General features: G+C 61.4%; 16 protein-coding genes. 5 read left to right on the plus strand and 11 right to left on the minus strand.

Annotation, left to right across the window (positions count from 1 at the left end; translation table 11 throughout):
• The first annotated feature begins 38 nt into the window (after positions 1–38).
• Positions 39–548: a PTS glucose transporter subunit IIA gene (crr, locus tag ACSBQV_RS13380; RefSeq protein WP_004936467.1), complete on the plus strand. Its 510-nt coding sequence runs from the start codon at positions 39–41 to the stop codon at positions 546–548.
• A 76-nt stretch (positions 549–624) separates the two neighbouring features.
• Here crr and ACSBQV_RS13385 read toward each other — a convergent pair whose 3' ends face one another.
• The 10 genes from ACSBQV_RS13385 to ACSBQV_RS13430 form a co-directional block, all read right to left on the minus strand.
• Positions 625–1,950, minus strand: coding sequence for an ATP-binding protein (locus ACSBQV_RS13385; RefSeq protein ID WP_099782511.1), 1,326 nt, complete (start codon positions 1,948–1,950; stop codon positions 625–627).
• 6 nt (positions 1,951–1,956) lie between these two features.
• The gene (locus ACSBQV_RS13390) at positions 1,957–2,637 is read right to left on the minus strand and encodes a response regulator transcription factor (protein ID WP_033652557.1); all 681 of its coding nucleotides are present in this window, start codon (positions 2,635–2,637) and stop codon (positions 1,957–1,959) included.
• A gap of 250 nt (positions 2,638–2,887) precedes the next feature.
• Positions 2,888–3,769, minus strand: coding sequence for a cysteine synthase CysM (gene cysM / locus ACSBQV_RS13395; RefSeq protein ID WP_033644334.1), 882 nt, complete (start codon positions 3,767–3,769; stop codon positions 2,888–2,890).
• A gap of 80 nt (positions 3,770–3,849) precedes the next feature.
• Positions 3,850–4,938: a sulfate/thiosulfate ABC transporter ATP-binding protein CysA gene (cysA, locus tag ACSBQV_RS13400; RefSeq protein WP_033643965.1), complete on the minus strand. Its 1,089-nt coding sequence runs from the start codon at positions 4,936–4,938 to the stop codon at positions 3,850–3,852.
• On the minus strand, positions 4,928–5,803 hold the full coding sequence (cysW, locus tag ACSBQV_RS13405) for a sulfate/thiosulfate ABC transporter permease CysW (RefSeq protein WP_099782510.1): 876 nt from the start codon (positions 5,801–5,803) through the stop codon (positions 4,928–4,930). The genes cysA and cysW overlap by 11 nt, the downstream gene beginning before the upstream one ends.
• On the minus strand, positions 5,803–6,642 hold the full coding sequence (cysT, locus tag ACSBQV_RS13410) for a sulfate/thiosulfate ABC transporter permease CysT (RefSeq protein WP_033652561.1): 840 nt from the start codon (positions 6,640–6,642) through the stop codon (positions 5,803–5,805). The genes cysW and cysT overlap by 1 nt, the downstream gene beginning before the upstream one ends.
• Positions 6,643–7,665 (minus strand): sulfate ABC transporter substrate-binding protein, encoded by a 1,023-nt coding sequence (locus ACSBQV_RS13415; protein ID WP_033652562.1) that lies wholly within the window; start codon positions 7,663–7,665, stop codon positions 6,643–6,645. It lies immediately after the preceding gene.
• Between the two features lie 200 nt (positions 7,666–7,865).
• The gene (locus ACSBQV_RS13420; protein WP_033643968.1) at positions 7,866–8,765 is read right to left on the minus strand and encodes a Dyp-type peroxidase; all 900 of its coding nucleotides are present in this window, start codon (positions 8,763–8,765) and stop codon (positions 7,866–7,868) included.
• A 182-nt stretch (positions 8,766–8,947) separates the two neighbouring features.
• Positions 8,948–9,535: an RpoE-regulated lipoprotein gene (locus tag ACSBQV_RS13425; protein WP_004936494.1), complete on the minus strand. Its 588-nt coding sequence runs from the start codon at positions 9,533–9,535 to the stop codon at positions 8,948–8,950.
• Between the two features lie 157 nt (positions 9,536–9,692).
• Positions 9,693–10,157 (minus strand): DUF2919 domain-containing protein, encoded by a 465-nt coding sequence (locus ACSBQV_RS13430; protein WP_033652563.1) that lies wholly within the window; start codon positions 10,155–10,157, stop codon positions 9,693–9,695.
• A 174-nt stretch (positions 10,158–10,331) separates the two neighbouring features.
• On the opposite strand from ACSBQV_RS13430, the gene ACSBQV_RS13435 reads away from it, so the two are divergent.
• A complete protein-coding gene (locus ACSBQV_RS13435) occupies positions 10,332–10,730 on the plus strand; it encodes a YgiW/YdeI family stress tolerance OB fold protein (RefSeq protein ID WP_099782509.1) in 399 nt (132 codons plus the stop codon).
• A 42-nt stretch (positions 10,731–10,772) separates the two neighbouring features.
• Here ACSBQV_RS13435 and ACSBQV_RS13440 read toward each other — a convergent pair whose 3' ends face one another.
• Complete coding sequence (locus tag ACSBQV_RS13440; RefSeq protein ID WP_004936504.1) at positions 10,773–11,198, minus strand: GNAT family acetyltransferase; 426 nt, start codon at positions 11,196–11,198, stop codon at positions 10,773–10,775.
• Between the two features lie 204 nt (positions 11,199–11,402).
• Between ACSBQV_RS13440 and amiA the strand changes: the two genes are divergently transcribed.
• From amiA to ACSBQV_RS13455, 3 genes are all read left to right on the plus strand, one after another.
• Complete coding sequence (gene amiA / locus ACSBQV_RS13445) at positions 11,403–12,284, plus strand: N-acetylmuramoyl-L-alanine amidase AmiA (RefSeq protein WP_033652564.1); 882 nt, start codon at positions 11,403–11,405, stop codon at positions 12,282–12,284.
• A gap of 65 nt (positions 12,285–12,349) precedes the next feature.
• Positions 12,350–13,270, plus strand: coding sequence for an oxygen-dependent coproporphyrinogen oxidase (gene hemF, locus ACSBQV_RS13450; RefSeq protein ID WP_069100654.1), 921 nt, complete (start codon positions 12,350–12,352; stop codon positions 13,268–13,270).
• Positions 13,270–13,725, plus strand: a complete 456-nt coding sequence (locus ACSBQV_RS13455; protein ID WP_099782508.1) for a YaiI/YqxD family protein — start codon at positions 13,270–13,272, stop codon at positions 13,723–13,725. The genes hemF and ACSBQV_RS13455 overlap by 1 nt, the downstream gene beginning before the upstream one ends.
• Positions 13,726–13,739: the final 14 nt, after the last annotated feature.

Raw genomic sequence — 13,739 nt, forward strand, 5'->3', positions numbered from 1 at the left:
ACTGGAACGCCGCCCAATTTAATGCTTAGGAGAAGATCATGGGTTTGTTCGATAAACTGAAATCTCTGGTTTCTGATGACAAGAAAGACACGGGCACTATCGAGATCGTCGCTCCCCTTTCTGGCGAAATCGTCAATATCGAAGATGTGCCGGACGTAGTGTTCGCTGAAAAAATCGTTGGCGACGGTATCGCCATCAAACCGGCCGGCAACAAAATGGTTGCTCCGGTTGACGGCACCATCGGTAAGATTTTCGAAACCAACCATGCATTCTCTATCGAATCCGACAGCGGCATTGAGCTGTTCGTCCACTTCGGCATCGATACCGTAGAACTGAAAGGCGAAGGCTTCAAACGCATCGCCGAAGAAGGTCAGCGCGTCAAGAAAGGTGACGTCGTTATCGAGTTCAACCTGCCACTGCTGGAAGAGAAAGCCAAGTCTACCCTGACGCCGGTCGTTATCTCCAACATGGACGAGATCAAAGAGCTGATCAAACTGTCCGGCAGCGTGACCGTTGGCGAAACCCCGATCATCCGCATCAAGAAGTAATCGCGAATGAGCAAGATAAACGGCGCCCTCGGCGCCGTTTTTTTTATCTCCTTCGTCGTATCCCAATCTCGCTACGTTATGACGACCAGCGCGGGATACGCAGGGTAATGACCAGCCCCTCTCTGTCGCCGTTGCGCGCCTCAACCTGGCCGCCGTGCGCCAATACCACCTTGCGGGTAATCGCCAGCCCCAGGCCGTAGCCCTTGCCCGACTGCGCCGACTTCACGCGCACGAATGGATCGAAGATGCTCGACAGTTTCGACTCCTCCACGCCCGGCCCCTGATCGCTGACGGCGAGCTGGAACTGGTTGTCGATGCGCGACAGCGCCACCGTCACCCGCTGGCCCTGGCTGGAGAAGCGCAGCGCATTGCGCACGATGTTGTCCACCGCGCGCCGCATCAGCTCCGCATTGCCCTTGACGGTATACTCCACGTCCGACTCGGCCTGCAGCACGATCTCCACGCCGGGCACCTGCGCCTCGTAGCGCGCATCGCTCACCACCGCGTCCACCAGGCCGTACAGATCGAAGTACTCCTCGTCCGGCAGGCTGCTGTGTTCGGTGCGCGACAGCGCCAGCAGCTCGCCGATCATTTTATCCAGCCGCCCCGACTCATGTTCGATGCGCTTGAGCGAGGTTTCGACGTTGCCGGCATTCTGCCGCGCCAACCCGATCGCCAACTGCAGGCGAGCCAGCGGCGAACGCAGTTCGTGCGAGACATCGTGCAACAGCTGCTCGCGGGCGCTGACCAGCAGTTCCAGCCGCTCGGCCATGGTGTCGAAATCGCGCGCCACGTCGGACAGCTCGTCATGACGGCGCCGCATTTTCGGGAACAGCCGCACCGACAGATCGCCCTGCGCCACCCGATCCAGGCCGCCGCGCAGCTGACGCATCGGCCGGGTCAGGTTCCAGGCCAGCACGGCGCTGAACAGCAAACCGCCCAGCCCGCCGACCCACAACATCGGCGCAGGAATGTTGAAGAAATGGGAACGCCGCTCCGGCCGATACTCTTCCCGCAGCCCGCGCACGTTATAACTCAGCCAGTATCCCTGCCCTTCCCCGGTCTGCACCCAGGTGGAAATCGCTTTCGGCATCCGCCGCCCTTCAAACAGCGGTTCTTCCGGCGCGGGCGGCGGCGGTTGGGTCATCGGCGTTACCGACAGCAGACGCCTGTCGTCCTCGGGCCAGTCGCGCATCAGCGCTTCCAGCGCCGGCATGCCGCCGCTGCGCAATTGGGTGGCGGCGGAGGTCAGCTGCAGGCCGATCGCCCGCCGCGCCATGGCGTTCTCCGGCGGCACATAGCGATCGCCATAAAGAGAAAACGCCACCCACAGGGCCTGCGTCATGATGAGAAAGGTCAGCCAAAAGCCGAGCAAAATTTTCCAGAACAGTCTTCCGCGCATGTCAGGTTACCGGATGCGATAGCCGATGCTGCGCACCGTTTCGATGCTCAGCGTATTGCCGGCCAACGCGCTCAGCTTCTGGCGGATATTGCTGATATGCACATCCACGCTGCGGTCATAGGCTTCACGCGGGCGCCCCAGCCCCTTCTCGGACAATTCGTCCTTCGACACCACGCGGTCCGGCGCGCGCAGCAACAGCTCCAACAGATTGAATTCCGAAGCGGTCAGATCGAACGCCTTGCCGCGCCATTCGCTGCTGCGGGTTGAAGGGTTTAACGTCAGCTCGCCAACGCTGATGGCGGCCTCGTCGTCCGCTTCTTGCGGCCGTTCTTCGAAACGGCGCAGCACCGCGCGCAAACGCGCCACCAATTCGCGCGGATAGCAGGGTTTGGGCATGTAATCGTCAGCGCCCATCTCCAGACCAATCACCCGATCGATGTTGTCACCTTTGGCGGTCAGCATGATGATCGGCAGCCGGCTCTTTTTGCGCACGTCGCGCAGCACGTCGATGCCGCTCATATCCGGCAGCATGATGTCGAGGATCATCGCGGTATAGTCGCCCGACAGCGCGCCCTCTACCCCCGCCTTGCCGGTCAGCACCAGCGTGGCGTCGAAACCTTCGCCCGTCAGGTATTCGCTCAGCATGGTGCCAAGCTCCAGGTCATCGTCGACCAGTAAAATTTTCATGCCTTGCTCCTTCACCGATTTTCGTTATTTTCCCGCCAATTTCGCCGGTCCGCAGCCGGTTTTACTCAATCCTTACACATTGCTCTTGGCGTCTCGCCACCGTTATTGTGGTCGCTGCCGCGCGATTTCTCTACTTCAGTCATGGCATTGGCGCACGGGCAAGCGGCAGCCGCCGCAAGCGGGGCTGCCGTCTGTCGAAAGGAAAGGAGGAAAGGTTTTCCCGACGGAACACACCGCCGGGAGGGCACGCTCAGCCGAACACGCCGGTAGAAAGGTAGCGATCGCCGCGATCGCAGACAATCGCCACCACCACGCTGCCGGGGTGAGCCGCGGCGACGCGCAAGGCGCCGACCACCGCGCCGCCGGAGCTGACGCCGCAGAAGATGCCTTCACGCTGCGCCAGCTGGCGCATGGTCTGCTCGGCATCGCCCTGTTCGATATCCAGCACCTGATCCACCAGCTCCGGGCGGAAAATACCCGGCAGGTAAGCGGGCGCCCAGCGGCGAATGCCGGGGATGCTGCTGCCCTCCGCCGGCTGCAGGCCGATGATCTGCACCTGCGGATTCTGGCTTTTCAGGTAACCGCCCACGCCGGTAATGGTGCCGGTGGTGCCCATGCTGGAAACGAAATGCGTGATGCGCCCTTCGGTTTGGCGCCAAATCTCCGGGCCGGTGGTGGTGAAATGGGCGTAGGGATTGTCCAGGTTGTTGAACTGATCCAGTACCTTGCCCTGCCCCTGACGCTGCATCTCCAGCGCCAGATCGCGCGCCCCTTCCATGCCCTGCTCACGGCTGACCAGGATCAGCTCGGCGCCGTAGGCGCGCATCGCCGCCTGTCGCTCCAGGCTCATGTTCTCCGGCATCAGCAGCTTCAGCGTATAGCCTTTCAATGCAGCGATCATCGCCAGCGCAATGCCGGTGTTGCCGCTGGTGGCCTCAATCAGCACGTCGCCGGGCCTGATCTCACCGCGCAGCTCCGCCTGCTGGATCATCGCCAACGCAGCGCGATCCTTCACCGATCCCGCCGGATTGTTGCCTTCCAGTTTGACCCATACCTCGCTGCCCGCCTGGGCGGCCAGCCGTTGCAGTTTTACCAGCGGGGTATTCCCGATGCATTGTTCGAGCGTTGTCACGATCTTTGCCTGTGTGTTGGTGTGCGTAAAGTAAAAAGGCAACCCTGGGGTTGCCTTGAATAAAGGGCTGCTAAAACCTATCAGGCGCTTTTGGCTAACGCAACAGGTTGCAGCAGTTGATCGCCAGCATACAGCCGCGCATTGAGGCTGCCGACGTAATAACGGCCGCCGCGCACCGGCGTGGCGTTGCCTTCCGGCAGCACCACGCTGATCGGTTCCTGGTGCCAGCCGATCGGCTGCACCGTCAGCTGCCAGAAATGGCCGCGCGGACTGACTTCCAGCACCTGAACCGGCAGCGGGCAACGTTCGCTGCTTTCGGTCGCCACTTCCATTTCCCACGGGCGCAGGAACAGATCGACGCTGCCCTGGTGCATCGGCTGGAACGACAACGGCCACTGATGTGCGCCGACGAACAGCTGGGAGCCGCGAATTTCGCCGTTCAGGCGGTTCACTTCCCCCATGAATTCCAGCACAAAGCGGCTCGCCGGTTCGCGCATGATGTCGACCGGCGACCCGACCTGTTCGATATTGCCCTGGCTCATCACCACGATGCGGTCGGCCACTTCCATCGCCTCTTCCTGATCGTGGGTGACGAACACGCTGGTGAATTTCAGCTCTTCATGCAGCTGACGCAGCCAGCGGCGCAGCTCTTTGCGCACCTGCGCATCCAGCGCACCGAACGGTTCATCCAGCAGCAGAATCTGCGGTTCCACCGCCAGGGCGCGCGCCAGCGCCACGCGCTGTTTCTGGCCGCCGGACAGTTGCGACGGATAGCGGGTAGCCAGGTGGCCCAGCTGCACCATTTCCAGCAGCTGAGTGACTTTCTGTTTGATCGCCGCGGCGTTCGGGCGCTCGCGGCGCGGCAGCACGGTCAGGCCGAAGGCGATGTTATCGAACACCGTCATGTGGCGGAACAGCGCATAGTGCTGAAATACGAAGCCCACGCGCCTGTCGCGCGCGTGCATGTGGCTGACGTCGGTGCCGTGGAAGCCCAGCTTGCCGCCGCTCTGGCTTTCCAGCCCGGCGATGATGCGCAGCAGCGTGGTCTTGCCGGAACCGGACGGCCCGAGCAGCGCCACCATTTCGCCGGAAGCAATATCGAGCGAGATATCGTTCAATACCTTGGTGCGACCGAAGGACTTGTTGATGCCGTTAATCTCAATGCTCATGATTTTCCTCCCGCTCGAGACGCGCGTTTTGACGTTCCAGACGCCACTGCAGCGCACTCTTCAAAAATAGGGTAACGATCGCCATCAGGGTCAACAGGGCGGCGGCGGTAAAGGCCCCGACGGTGTTGTAATCCTGCTGCAACAGCTCGACCTGCAGCGGCAGGCTGTAGGTTTCGCCGCGAATCGAACCGGACACCACCGACACCGCGCCGAACTCGCCGATGGCGCGCGCGTTGGTCAGCACCACGCCGTACAGCAGCGCCCAGCGAATGTTGGGCAGCGTCACGCGGCGGAACATTTGCCAGCCGGACGCCCCCAGCAGAATGGCGGCCTCATCTTCCTGGCTGCCCTGGCTGAGCATCATCGGCACCAGCTCGCGCACCACGAAGGGACAGGTGACGAAAATGGTCACCAGCACCATGCCCGGCCAGGAGAACATCACCTGAATGTTATGCGCATCCAGCCAGCCGCCCAGCAGGCCGTTGCTGCCGTAAAACAGCAGATAAATCAGCCCCGCCACCACCGGTGAAACGGCGAACGGGATATCGATCAGCGTCAGCAGCAGCTGGCGGCCGGGGAAGGTAAAACGCGTCACCAGCCACGCCAGCAACGTGCCGAACACCAGGTTGAACGGCACGGTGATCAGCGCGATCAGGACCGTCAGCCAAATGGCGTGCAGCATGTCCGGCTCGAGCAAATTGCTCCACATCGCGCCGAATCCTTTGGAGAAGGCCTCGGCGAAAATCGATATCATCGGCACCACCAGCAGCAGCACCGAAAACAGCATACCGATGCCGATCAGCGTCCACTTGCCCCAGTTGACACGCGGGCGCTCTGCGCCGTTGAAGGCGGAAATATCAGCCATCAGTGCCCTCCTCCCAAACGTCTGCCGAAGCGGCTTTGCAATACGTTAATGCTGAACAGCAGCAGCAGCGACGCCGCCAGGATCACCGAGGCGATGGCGCTGGCCGCCGGGTAATCGAACTCCTGCAAACGCACAAAAATCATCAGCGAGGTCACTTCCGTCTTCCAGGCGATATTGCCGGCGATGAAAATCACCGCCCCGAACTCGCCCAGACTGCGGGTAAAGGAAATGGCGGTGCCGGCCAGCAGCGCCGGCGCCACTTCAGGCAGCACGACGCGGCGAAAACTCTGCCAGCGCGTGGCGCCCAGCGTCTCGGCCGCCTCTTCGTACTCCGGCCCTAACTCTTCCAGCACCGGCTGCACGGTACGCACCACAAACGGCAGGCTGGTGAACGCCATCGCCACCGCGATCCCAAGCCAGGTGAAGGTGACCTTGATGTCGAAGTGCGCCAGCCACTGCCCGTACCAGCCCGTGGTGGAAAACAGACCGGCCAGCGTCAGGCCGGCTACCGCCGTCGGCAGCGCGAACGGCAGGTCGATCAGGCCATCCAGCAGCGAACGGCCGGGAAAGCGGTAGCGCGTCAGGATCCAGGCCATCAGCATGCCGAACACCGCATTGAACAGGCTGGCGACAGCGGCCGCCAGCAGCGTCACTTTATACGCCGCCACCACCTGCGGGTTGGAAATCACTTCCCAATATTGCGCCAGGCTCATCTGCGCCAGCTGCATCACCAGCGCACTGAGCGGCAGCAGCAGGATCAAACAGGTATAAAACAGGCTGCTGCCGAGGCTGAGGCCAAATCCGGGCAGCACCCGCTTACTGGACGACAACGCCAACATTTACTTGCGCCCTGCCGCTAACAGCTGATCCAGCTCGCCGCCGGTGGCGAAGTGGGTTTTCATCACCTGCGGCCAGCCGCCGAATTGATCTTCCACGCGGAACAGTTGGGTGTCCGGGAATTGCCCTTTGGCCGCCGCCATCGCTTTCTGGTCATACACGCGGTAGTAGAAACTGGTGATCACCTGCTGCGCCGCCGGGCTGTAGAGATAGTTCAGATAGGCTTTGGCCGCCTGTTCGGTGCCGTTGCGCGCGACGTTTTTGTCGACCCAGGCCACCGGGAACTCCGCCAGAATATCGACCGGCGGCACGATCACTTCGTATTTGTCTTCACCGTATTGCTTGCGGATGTTGTTCACTTCGGACTCGAAGCTGATCAGCACGTCGCCCAAACCGCGCTCGACGAAGGTGGTGGTCGCGCCGCGGCCGCCGGTATCGAACACCAACACGTTTTTCAGGAAACGGGTCATGAAGGCGCGGGTCTTGGCCGCATCGTTGCCGTCGGCCTGGCTGGCGGCGCCCCAGGCGGCCAGATAGGTGTAACGGCCGTTGCCGGAGGTTTTCGGGTTCGGGAACACCAGCTTCACGTCGTCACGCACCAGATCGTTCCAGGTGTGGATGCCCTTCGGGTTGTCCTTGCGCACCAGAAACGCCATGGTGGAATAGAACGGCGAGCTGTTGTTCGGCAGACGCGACTGCCAGTCCGCCGGGATCAGCTGCCCGCGATCGTGCAGGATCTGCACGTCGGTGACCTGGTTGTAGGTCACCACGTCGGCGCGCAGGCCCTGCAGGATCGCCAACGCCTGCTTCGACGAGCCGGCGTGCGATTGTTTGATGGTCAGCTTGTCATTCGGATGCTGCTGATTCCACTGCTGTTCAAAGCCGGGATTCAGCGCGACGAACAATTCACGGGAAACGTCATAAGAGCTGTTCAGCAATTCCGCCGCCGACGCGGCGCCGCTCGCCAACAGCGCAGCCGCCAGCCAACCTTTCAGCACGAGATTTTTAACCCGGTTTTGTTTCATTCTGCACCTTATCACTGAGTCATTCCTTCAGGCTTTCGCCTTATTGACGACCAGTGTATTTATAACTCGGTGCGGAGCTGTAACGCTTTTATATACCGTTTAGTGATTTACAAGCATCAAACGCTATAAGGCAGGAAATGCGAGGCGTTTTGGGGCGGGAAAACAGACCGAAGCCGGACGCGCCGGCTTCGGCAACGGCGTCAAAGTGACAGCAAGCGCGTCAGCGATGGCGCAAAGTAGTAGCTGCCGGTGACCGCACGGCTGAAGCGCAACATCGCGTCGCGTTTGCCGTCCAGATCGCCGAACATGCTCAGCAGTTGCTGCTCGATATTGTGCAGGCGCGCGCAATAGGCGATGAAGAACAGGCCGTGCTTGCCGCTGGCGGTGCCGTAAGGCAGGCTCTGGCGCAGAATTTTCAGGCCTTTGCCGTTCTCTTTCAGATCGACGCGGCTGACGTGGGAGGTATCCGGGCGCCGATCCGCCGGCAGCTCTTCGCTGTCGTGCTTGGTGCGGCCGATGATCTGCTCCTGCTGTTCGGTGGTAAAGCGCTGCCACTGGCGCAGGTTGTGCTCGTAGCGTTGCACCAGCACGTAGCTGCCACCAGCGTCCTCTTCACCTTCGGCGATCGTCGCCACTGCCGGGCGTTGGTCGCCCTGCGGGTTTTCGGTGCCGTCGATGAAGCCGCTCAGATCGCGCTCTTCCACCCAGCGGAAACCGTGGGTTTCTTCCTCAATCTTGATGACGTTGCCGAACGCCGCCAGCGCGGCCTGCGCCAGCGTGAAGTTGACGTCGTGGCGCAGCGACTGGATGTGGATCAGCATATCGCGCTGGGTGGCCGGCGCCAGCCCTTTGCCGAGCGGCGTGAACGGCTTCAGCTCTTTCGCGCCCTGGCCGCTGGAGAGATCGTGCCAGACGTCGTAGCCGAAAGCGATCACCGCGCCGAGGCGCGCATCGGGGAACTGCTGCTGCAGCTCGCTCAGCGTCTGACAAAACTGTTTGCAGCCCTGGCGCAAATCGGCGAATTCGCCCTGTACGCTGGCTTCCATAAAAATGGCGAAACGGCAGTGCTCCAGCAGAATGCCGCTCTGAACCTGTGTCATGTTGTTATCCTCAATACCAGAATCCGGCAACAGGTAAGGTATGGCGGTTGACGCGCGGGGTCCCTGTTACAAACGCGCGCTATCATACCGCAAGCACAGGCGATTGCCTTGCAGCAGCGCAAAGAAAATAGGGGTAATGATTTGGACAAGCAGGCGCCGGGAACCGGCGCCCGTTGAACGCGTTACTGCTGCGGCTTGGCGTGCCAAATGATTTTGCTGACCGTCCAGCTTTTCAGGGTGTCGTCCGGCGGGATGATATCCTGCGCGCCGGCCCACTTGCCGCTGAAGATGTAGGTGACGTATTTGCTCTGCTCCGCCACGCACTCCACTTTACCGGCGTCTTCGCCGCTGCCCGGCTTACAGGAGCCGAACGCCTTGCTGTACATGTCGCCGAACGGCGTGCCGAGCTTGTTGCCCCACTCCGTCGCCACTTTCGGATCCAGCACGTCCACCCGCTGCAGGCGCCCTTTCGGTTCGCCGGTGATCACCAGCTTCACCTCGTCGCCGGACAGCGCCTGATAATAAGAGACGATCTGGCCGTTGTTGGTCGCCATGCCGCCACGCAGGCGGTAGTTGCCGTCCAGCCCGTCGTTGATGGCGCTTTCCGACATCGGCGTGCCGGCGTTGAGCTTGCCGACGCCCTTGGCGCCGACTTCCAGGCTGCTGCCGAACCAGTTGAACGGCGACAGGCTGGACCAGGAGAAATTGGACATGCTCGAACAGCCGGTCAGTAACAGCGGAAGCCCTAACAACAGGGGGCGAATATTCATCTCTAGCTCCTTAGACATCAATGGCACGGGGCGGGTCACCCGCTCCTGCCGCATTCGGCGTTTTGCTGCGTGCCAGCCTCTCACAACGGCCCGCACTACGCCAACGGTTGCCAGCTTGGAGTGCGGAAAATGCGAAAAGTGCCGCACTTCTCGGCAATTAGTCGGCGCGCTCCGCCGGCGCGAAACAGGCTTTCAGACGCGCGTTCAGCAGCAGATAGCTCAGCGCCAGCGCGTCGAGCAGCGCCAACGTCAGCTCCAGCCCCGGCGCATCGCCGTCCTGGCGCCACAGGCTGAACAGCGAGCCGCCGAACGACGCCAGCAGCGAGACAGCCAGCCCCCAGCGCCAACCGCGCCACAGCCGCGGCCATTGGTGGCGACGGCCGCTCAGCAAAAACGCCAGCGCCGCCGGCAGACCGAGCAGCATGCCGTACCAAAAGCGTTGGGTATCCGGATAAAACAACGCCAACAAGCTTTCGCCCTGCTCGCGCGAAGCGCCGGCCATCACGAACAACAGCCAGGTGCGCGCCTGCAAAATCAGCACGGCCCAAAATCCCAGCGGCAGCCGCAGCGCGCCGTGCTGATCGTAATCGTCCGGGGAAAACCGGGGTGAGAATGGCTTCAACGCTCGTTCCTTGCCAACAGAATAAAGACTATGGCTACAGATGGGCGCCGGCGATGGGAATTTCAATGCGTCGGCTTAAGAAGCTCTTAAGATCGGTGTGTTTTAATCCTTATCACTTAGCAAGCACCCGATATCAGCGGGATGTGATTTTCGATAACGATAAGGAAGCGCAACATGAAAAAACTGACTCTGGCCGCTCTGATCGCGCTGTGCAGCGCACCGGTACTGGCGCAACAAGGCGGGTTCCTCGATCCGGCCGCGCCGCAGGCTCAAACGCAAACCACCGCACAAGGTGGTTTCTCCGGCCCCAGCGCGGCGCTGACCACCGTGGACAAGGTGAAATCGCTGAGCGACGACACCTGGGTGATGCTGCAAGGCAACATCGAGCAGCGCATCGGCGACGATACCTACACCTTCCGCGACGCCACCGGCACGCTGACGGTCGAGATCGATCGCAAACGCTGGAACGGCCAAACCATCACGCCGAAAGACAAAGTGCAGCTGGAAGGCAAAGTGGATAAAGACTGGAGCAGCGTCGAAGTGGACGTGAAAACCGTCAAAAAGCTGCCGTAATGCGTTGCGGCGGGCGGGGCAACGCCGCCGCCCGCCGCTCGTTCAATATTCCTGATCTTCGATCAACCGCTTGCCCAGGCTGGTGATGCCCTGGATCTCGTAGCCGAGCTTCTCGTACATCTCGACCACCGTGTCGTTGTCTTCGCGCACCATAATCTGGATCTTCGGGCAGCCGCGGGCGATCAGCTTCTTCTCCAGACGATTGATCAACGCATTGGCGATGCCGCGCCCGCGATAGTCGGGATGCACCCCGAGGTAATACGCCGAGCCGCGGTGGCCGTCATAGCCGCCCATCACCGAACCGACCACTTCGCCGCCGACTTCCGCCACCAGGAACAGCTCAGGATCGTGGTTCAGCTTGCGCTCGATGTCCATTTCCGGATCGTTCCAGGGCCGCAGCAGATCACAGCGCTCCCACAGGGTAATGACTTCTTCAAAGTCGTCTTGTCGAAATACGCGAATTTCCATCGATGTTGGCCGCTGTTAATTAAGGTGTTTATCTGATTATCGCGTGATTATTCACTTACGCAATATCAAACTGCGATTTACCGCGCTATTTGCCCCGAAATCGCCGGTAACAGGCGTAATAAATGGAAATAGTTATCGGGTCGATTAATGATTATCAATACGATATAACGTCGCGAAATAGAATCGTCGATGGAGCGTTGCGTAATGAAAAAGCAGGGTAAACAATTCCTCAATTTTAAGCCGCTTGCCGTTTCCCCGACGCGACGCCAACTGTTGCTTTCCGGCCTGGCGGTAGCGCTGTTCGGCGTGAAAAACCCAAGCGCCAAGGCGGAAGGCATGCTGCGCAATCAGCACAGCAAACCGGCGGCGAAACCGGCGGGCGGCAAAAAGCGGGTGATGATCGATCCCGGCCACGGCGGCATCGACTCCGGCGCAGTCGGCCACGAAGGTTCGCAGGAAAAACACATTGTGCTGGAAATCGCCAACCACGTGCGCCGTTTCCTGCATGAGCACGATCACATCGAGGCGCGCCTGACGCGCGAAGAAGACGAATTCATTCCGCTGTTCCAGCGGGTGGAGATCGCCCACCAGCACCAGGCCGATCTGTTCATTTCCATTCACGCCGACGGTTTTACCAGCCCGTCGGCCTCCGGCGCTTCGGTATTCGCCCTCTCCAACCGCGGCGCCAGCAGCGCCATGGCGCGCTACCTGTCCAACCGTGAAAACGCCGCCGACGACGTAGCGGGCGGCAAATACAAGGATCAGGACAACTACCTGCAGCAGGTGCTGTTCGATCTGGTGCAAACCGACACCATCAACAACAGCCTGACGCTCGGCCGCCACGTGCTCGGCCAAATTCGTCCGGTACACCATCTGCACAGCGACAGCACCGAACAGGCGGCGTTCGCGGTGCTGAAATCCCCGTCCATCCCCTCGGTGCTGGTAGAAACCTCGTTCATCACCAACCCGAACGAAGAACGGCTGCTGGGCACCACCGCGTTTCGCGAGAAAATCGCCCGCGCCATCGCGGACGGCATCGTCAACTTCTTCGACTACTTCGACGCACACCAACGCAAACCCCGCTGATGCCGCGGGCGGCGAATAAGAGTATACTCAGCGCCTTGTTCAGCCAGACGCTATAAAGACCCCGCATGAGTTTACCTAACATCGCTGAAGTAAAATCCTTCCTGCTGGCGCTGCAGGATCATATCTGCGCGCAGCTCGCCCAGGCCGATGGCGGCGCCGTGTTCACCGAAGACCAATGGACGCGTGAAGAAGGCGGCGGTGGCCGCAGCCGCGTGCTGACCAACGGCGCGGTGTTCGAACAGGCGGGGGTCAACTTCTCGCACGTCTCCGGCGCCACCCTGCCGGCCTCGGCGACCGCGCACCGTCCGGAACTGGCCGGGCGCAGCTTCCAGGCGATGGGCGTCTCCCTGGTTATCCATCCGCTCAGCCCCTACGTGCCCACCAGCCACGCCAACGTACGCTTTTTCATCGCTGAAAAGCCGGGCGAAGCGCCGGTGTGGTGGTTCGGCGGCGGCTTTGACCTGACGCCGTTCTACGGTTTCGCAGAGGATGCCGTGCACTGGCACCGCACCGCGGCCGAGCTGTGCGCGCCGTTCGGCGACGAGGTCTACCCCAAATATAAACAGTGGTGCGACGATTACTTTTTCATCAAGCATCGCAACGAAGCGCGCGGCATCGGCGGCCTGTTCTACGACGATCTTAACACCCCGGATTTCGACCATTGTTTCGCCTTCACCCGCGCGGTGGGCCAGGGCTTCCTCGACGCCTACCTGCCGATCGTCGAAAAACGCAAGGCCTTGACCTGGGGCGAGCGCGAGCGCCAGTTCCAGCTGTATCGCCGCGGCCGCTATGTGGAGTTCAACCTGGTGTGGGATCGCGGCACGCTGTTCGGGCTGCAAACCGGCGGGCGCACCGAGTCCATCCTGATGTCGATGCCGCCGTTGGTGCGTTGGGAATATAACTACCAGCCGGACGCCGACAGCCCGGAAGCGGCGCTGGCGCGCGATTTCCTGCCGGTGCGCGACTGGCTGCGGGAGACGAAATAATGCAGATTTGGGTCGATGCAGACGCCTGTCCGAACGTGATCAAGGAAGTGCTGTTCCGCGCCGCCGATCGCACCACCATCACCGTGACGCTGGTGGCGAACCAACCGCTGCGCACGCCGCCGTCGAAATACATCCGTTCGCTGCAGGTGGCGGCCGGCTTCGACGTGGCCGATAACGAGATCGTGCGCCGCTGCGAAGCGGGCGATCTGGTGATCACCGCCGACATTCCGCTGGCGGCGGAGGTGATTGAGAAAGGCGCGGTGGCGCTGAACCCGCGCGGCGAACGCTATACGCCGGACACCATTCGCGAGCGCCTCAACATGCGCGATTTTATGGATACCCTGCGCGCCAGCGGCATTCAGACCGGCGGCCCGAACGCCCTGAACCAGCGCGACCGCCAGCAGTTCGCCAACGAGCTGGACAAATGGCTGCTGCAGGCGAAACGGGCGCAGTGACTGCGCCCTGCTCT

This window comes from Serratia sp. B501, assembly GCF_051172315.1.
GTDB classification, from domain to species: Bacteria; Pseudomonadota; Gammaproteobacteria; order Enterobacterales; family Enterobacteriaceae; genus Serratia; species Serratia ureilytica.

Bases quoted from the DNA above. Each gene is read 5' to 3' on its own strand.
- crr (WP_004936467.1), top strand. From the start codon at position 39: ATGGGTTTGTTCGATAAACTGAAATCTCTGGTTTCTGATGACAAGAAA.
- ACSBQV_RS13385 (WP_099782511.1), bottom strand. From the start codon at position 1,950: ATGCGCGGAAGACTGTTCTGGAAAATTTTGCTCGGCTTTTGGCTGACC.
- ACSBQV_RS13390 (WP_033652557.1), bottom strand. From the start codon at position 2,637: ATGAAAATTTTACTGGTCGACGATGACCTGGAGCTTGGCACCATGCTG.
- cysA (WP_033643965.1), bottom strand. From the start codon at position 4,938: ATGAGCATTGAGATTAACGGCATCAACAAGTCCTTCGGTCGCACCAAG.
- cysW (WP_099782510.1), bottom strand. From the start codon at position 5,803: ATGGCTGATATTTCCGCCTTCAACGGCGCAGAGCGCCCGCGTGTCAAC.
- cysT (WP_033652561.1), bottom strand. From the start codon at position 6,642: ATGTTGGCGTTGTCGTCCAGTAAGCGGGTGCTGCCCGGATTTGGCCTC.
- ACSBQV_RS13415 (WP_033652562.1), bottom strand. From the start codon at position 7,665: ATGAAACAAAACCGGGTTAAAAATCTCGTGCTGAAAGGTTGGCTGGCG.
- ACSBQV_RS13420 (WP_033643968.1), bottom strand. From the start codon at position 8,765: ATGACACAGGTTCAGAGCGGCATTCTGCTGGAGCACTGCCGTTTCGCC.
- ACSBQV_RS13425 (WP_004936494.1), bottom strand. From the start codon at position 9,535: ATGAATATTCGCCCCCTGTTGTTAGGGCTTCCGCTGTTACTGACCGGC.
- ACSBQV_RS13435 (WP_099782509.1), top strand. From the start codon at position 10,332: ATGAAAAAACTGACTCTGGCCGCTCTGATCGCGCTGTGCAGCGCACCG.
- ACSBQV_RS13440 (WP_004936504.1), bottom strand. From the start codon at position 11,198: ATGGAAATTCGCGTATTTCGACAAGACGACTTTGAAGAAGTCATTACC.
- amiA (WP_033652564.1), top strand. From the start codon at position 11,403: ATGAAAAAGCAGGGTAAACAATTCCTCAATTTTAAGCCGCTTGCCGTT.
- hemF (WP_069100654.1), top strand. From the start codon at position 12,350: ATGAGTTTACCTAACATCGCTGAAGTAAAATCCTTCCTGCTGGCGCTG.
- ACSBQV_RS13455 (WP_099782508.1), top strand. From the start codon at position 13,270: ATGCAGATTTGGGTCGATGCAGACGCCTGTCCGAACGTGATCAAGGAA.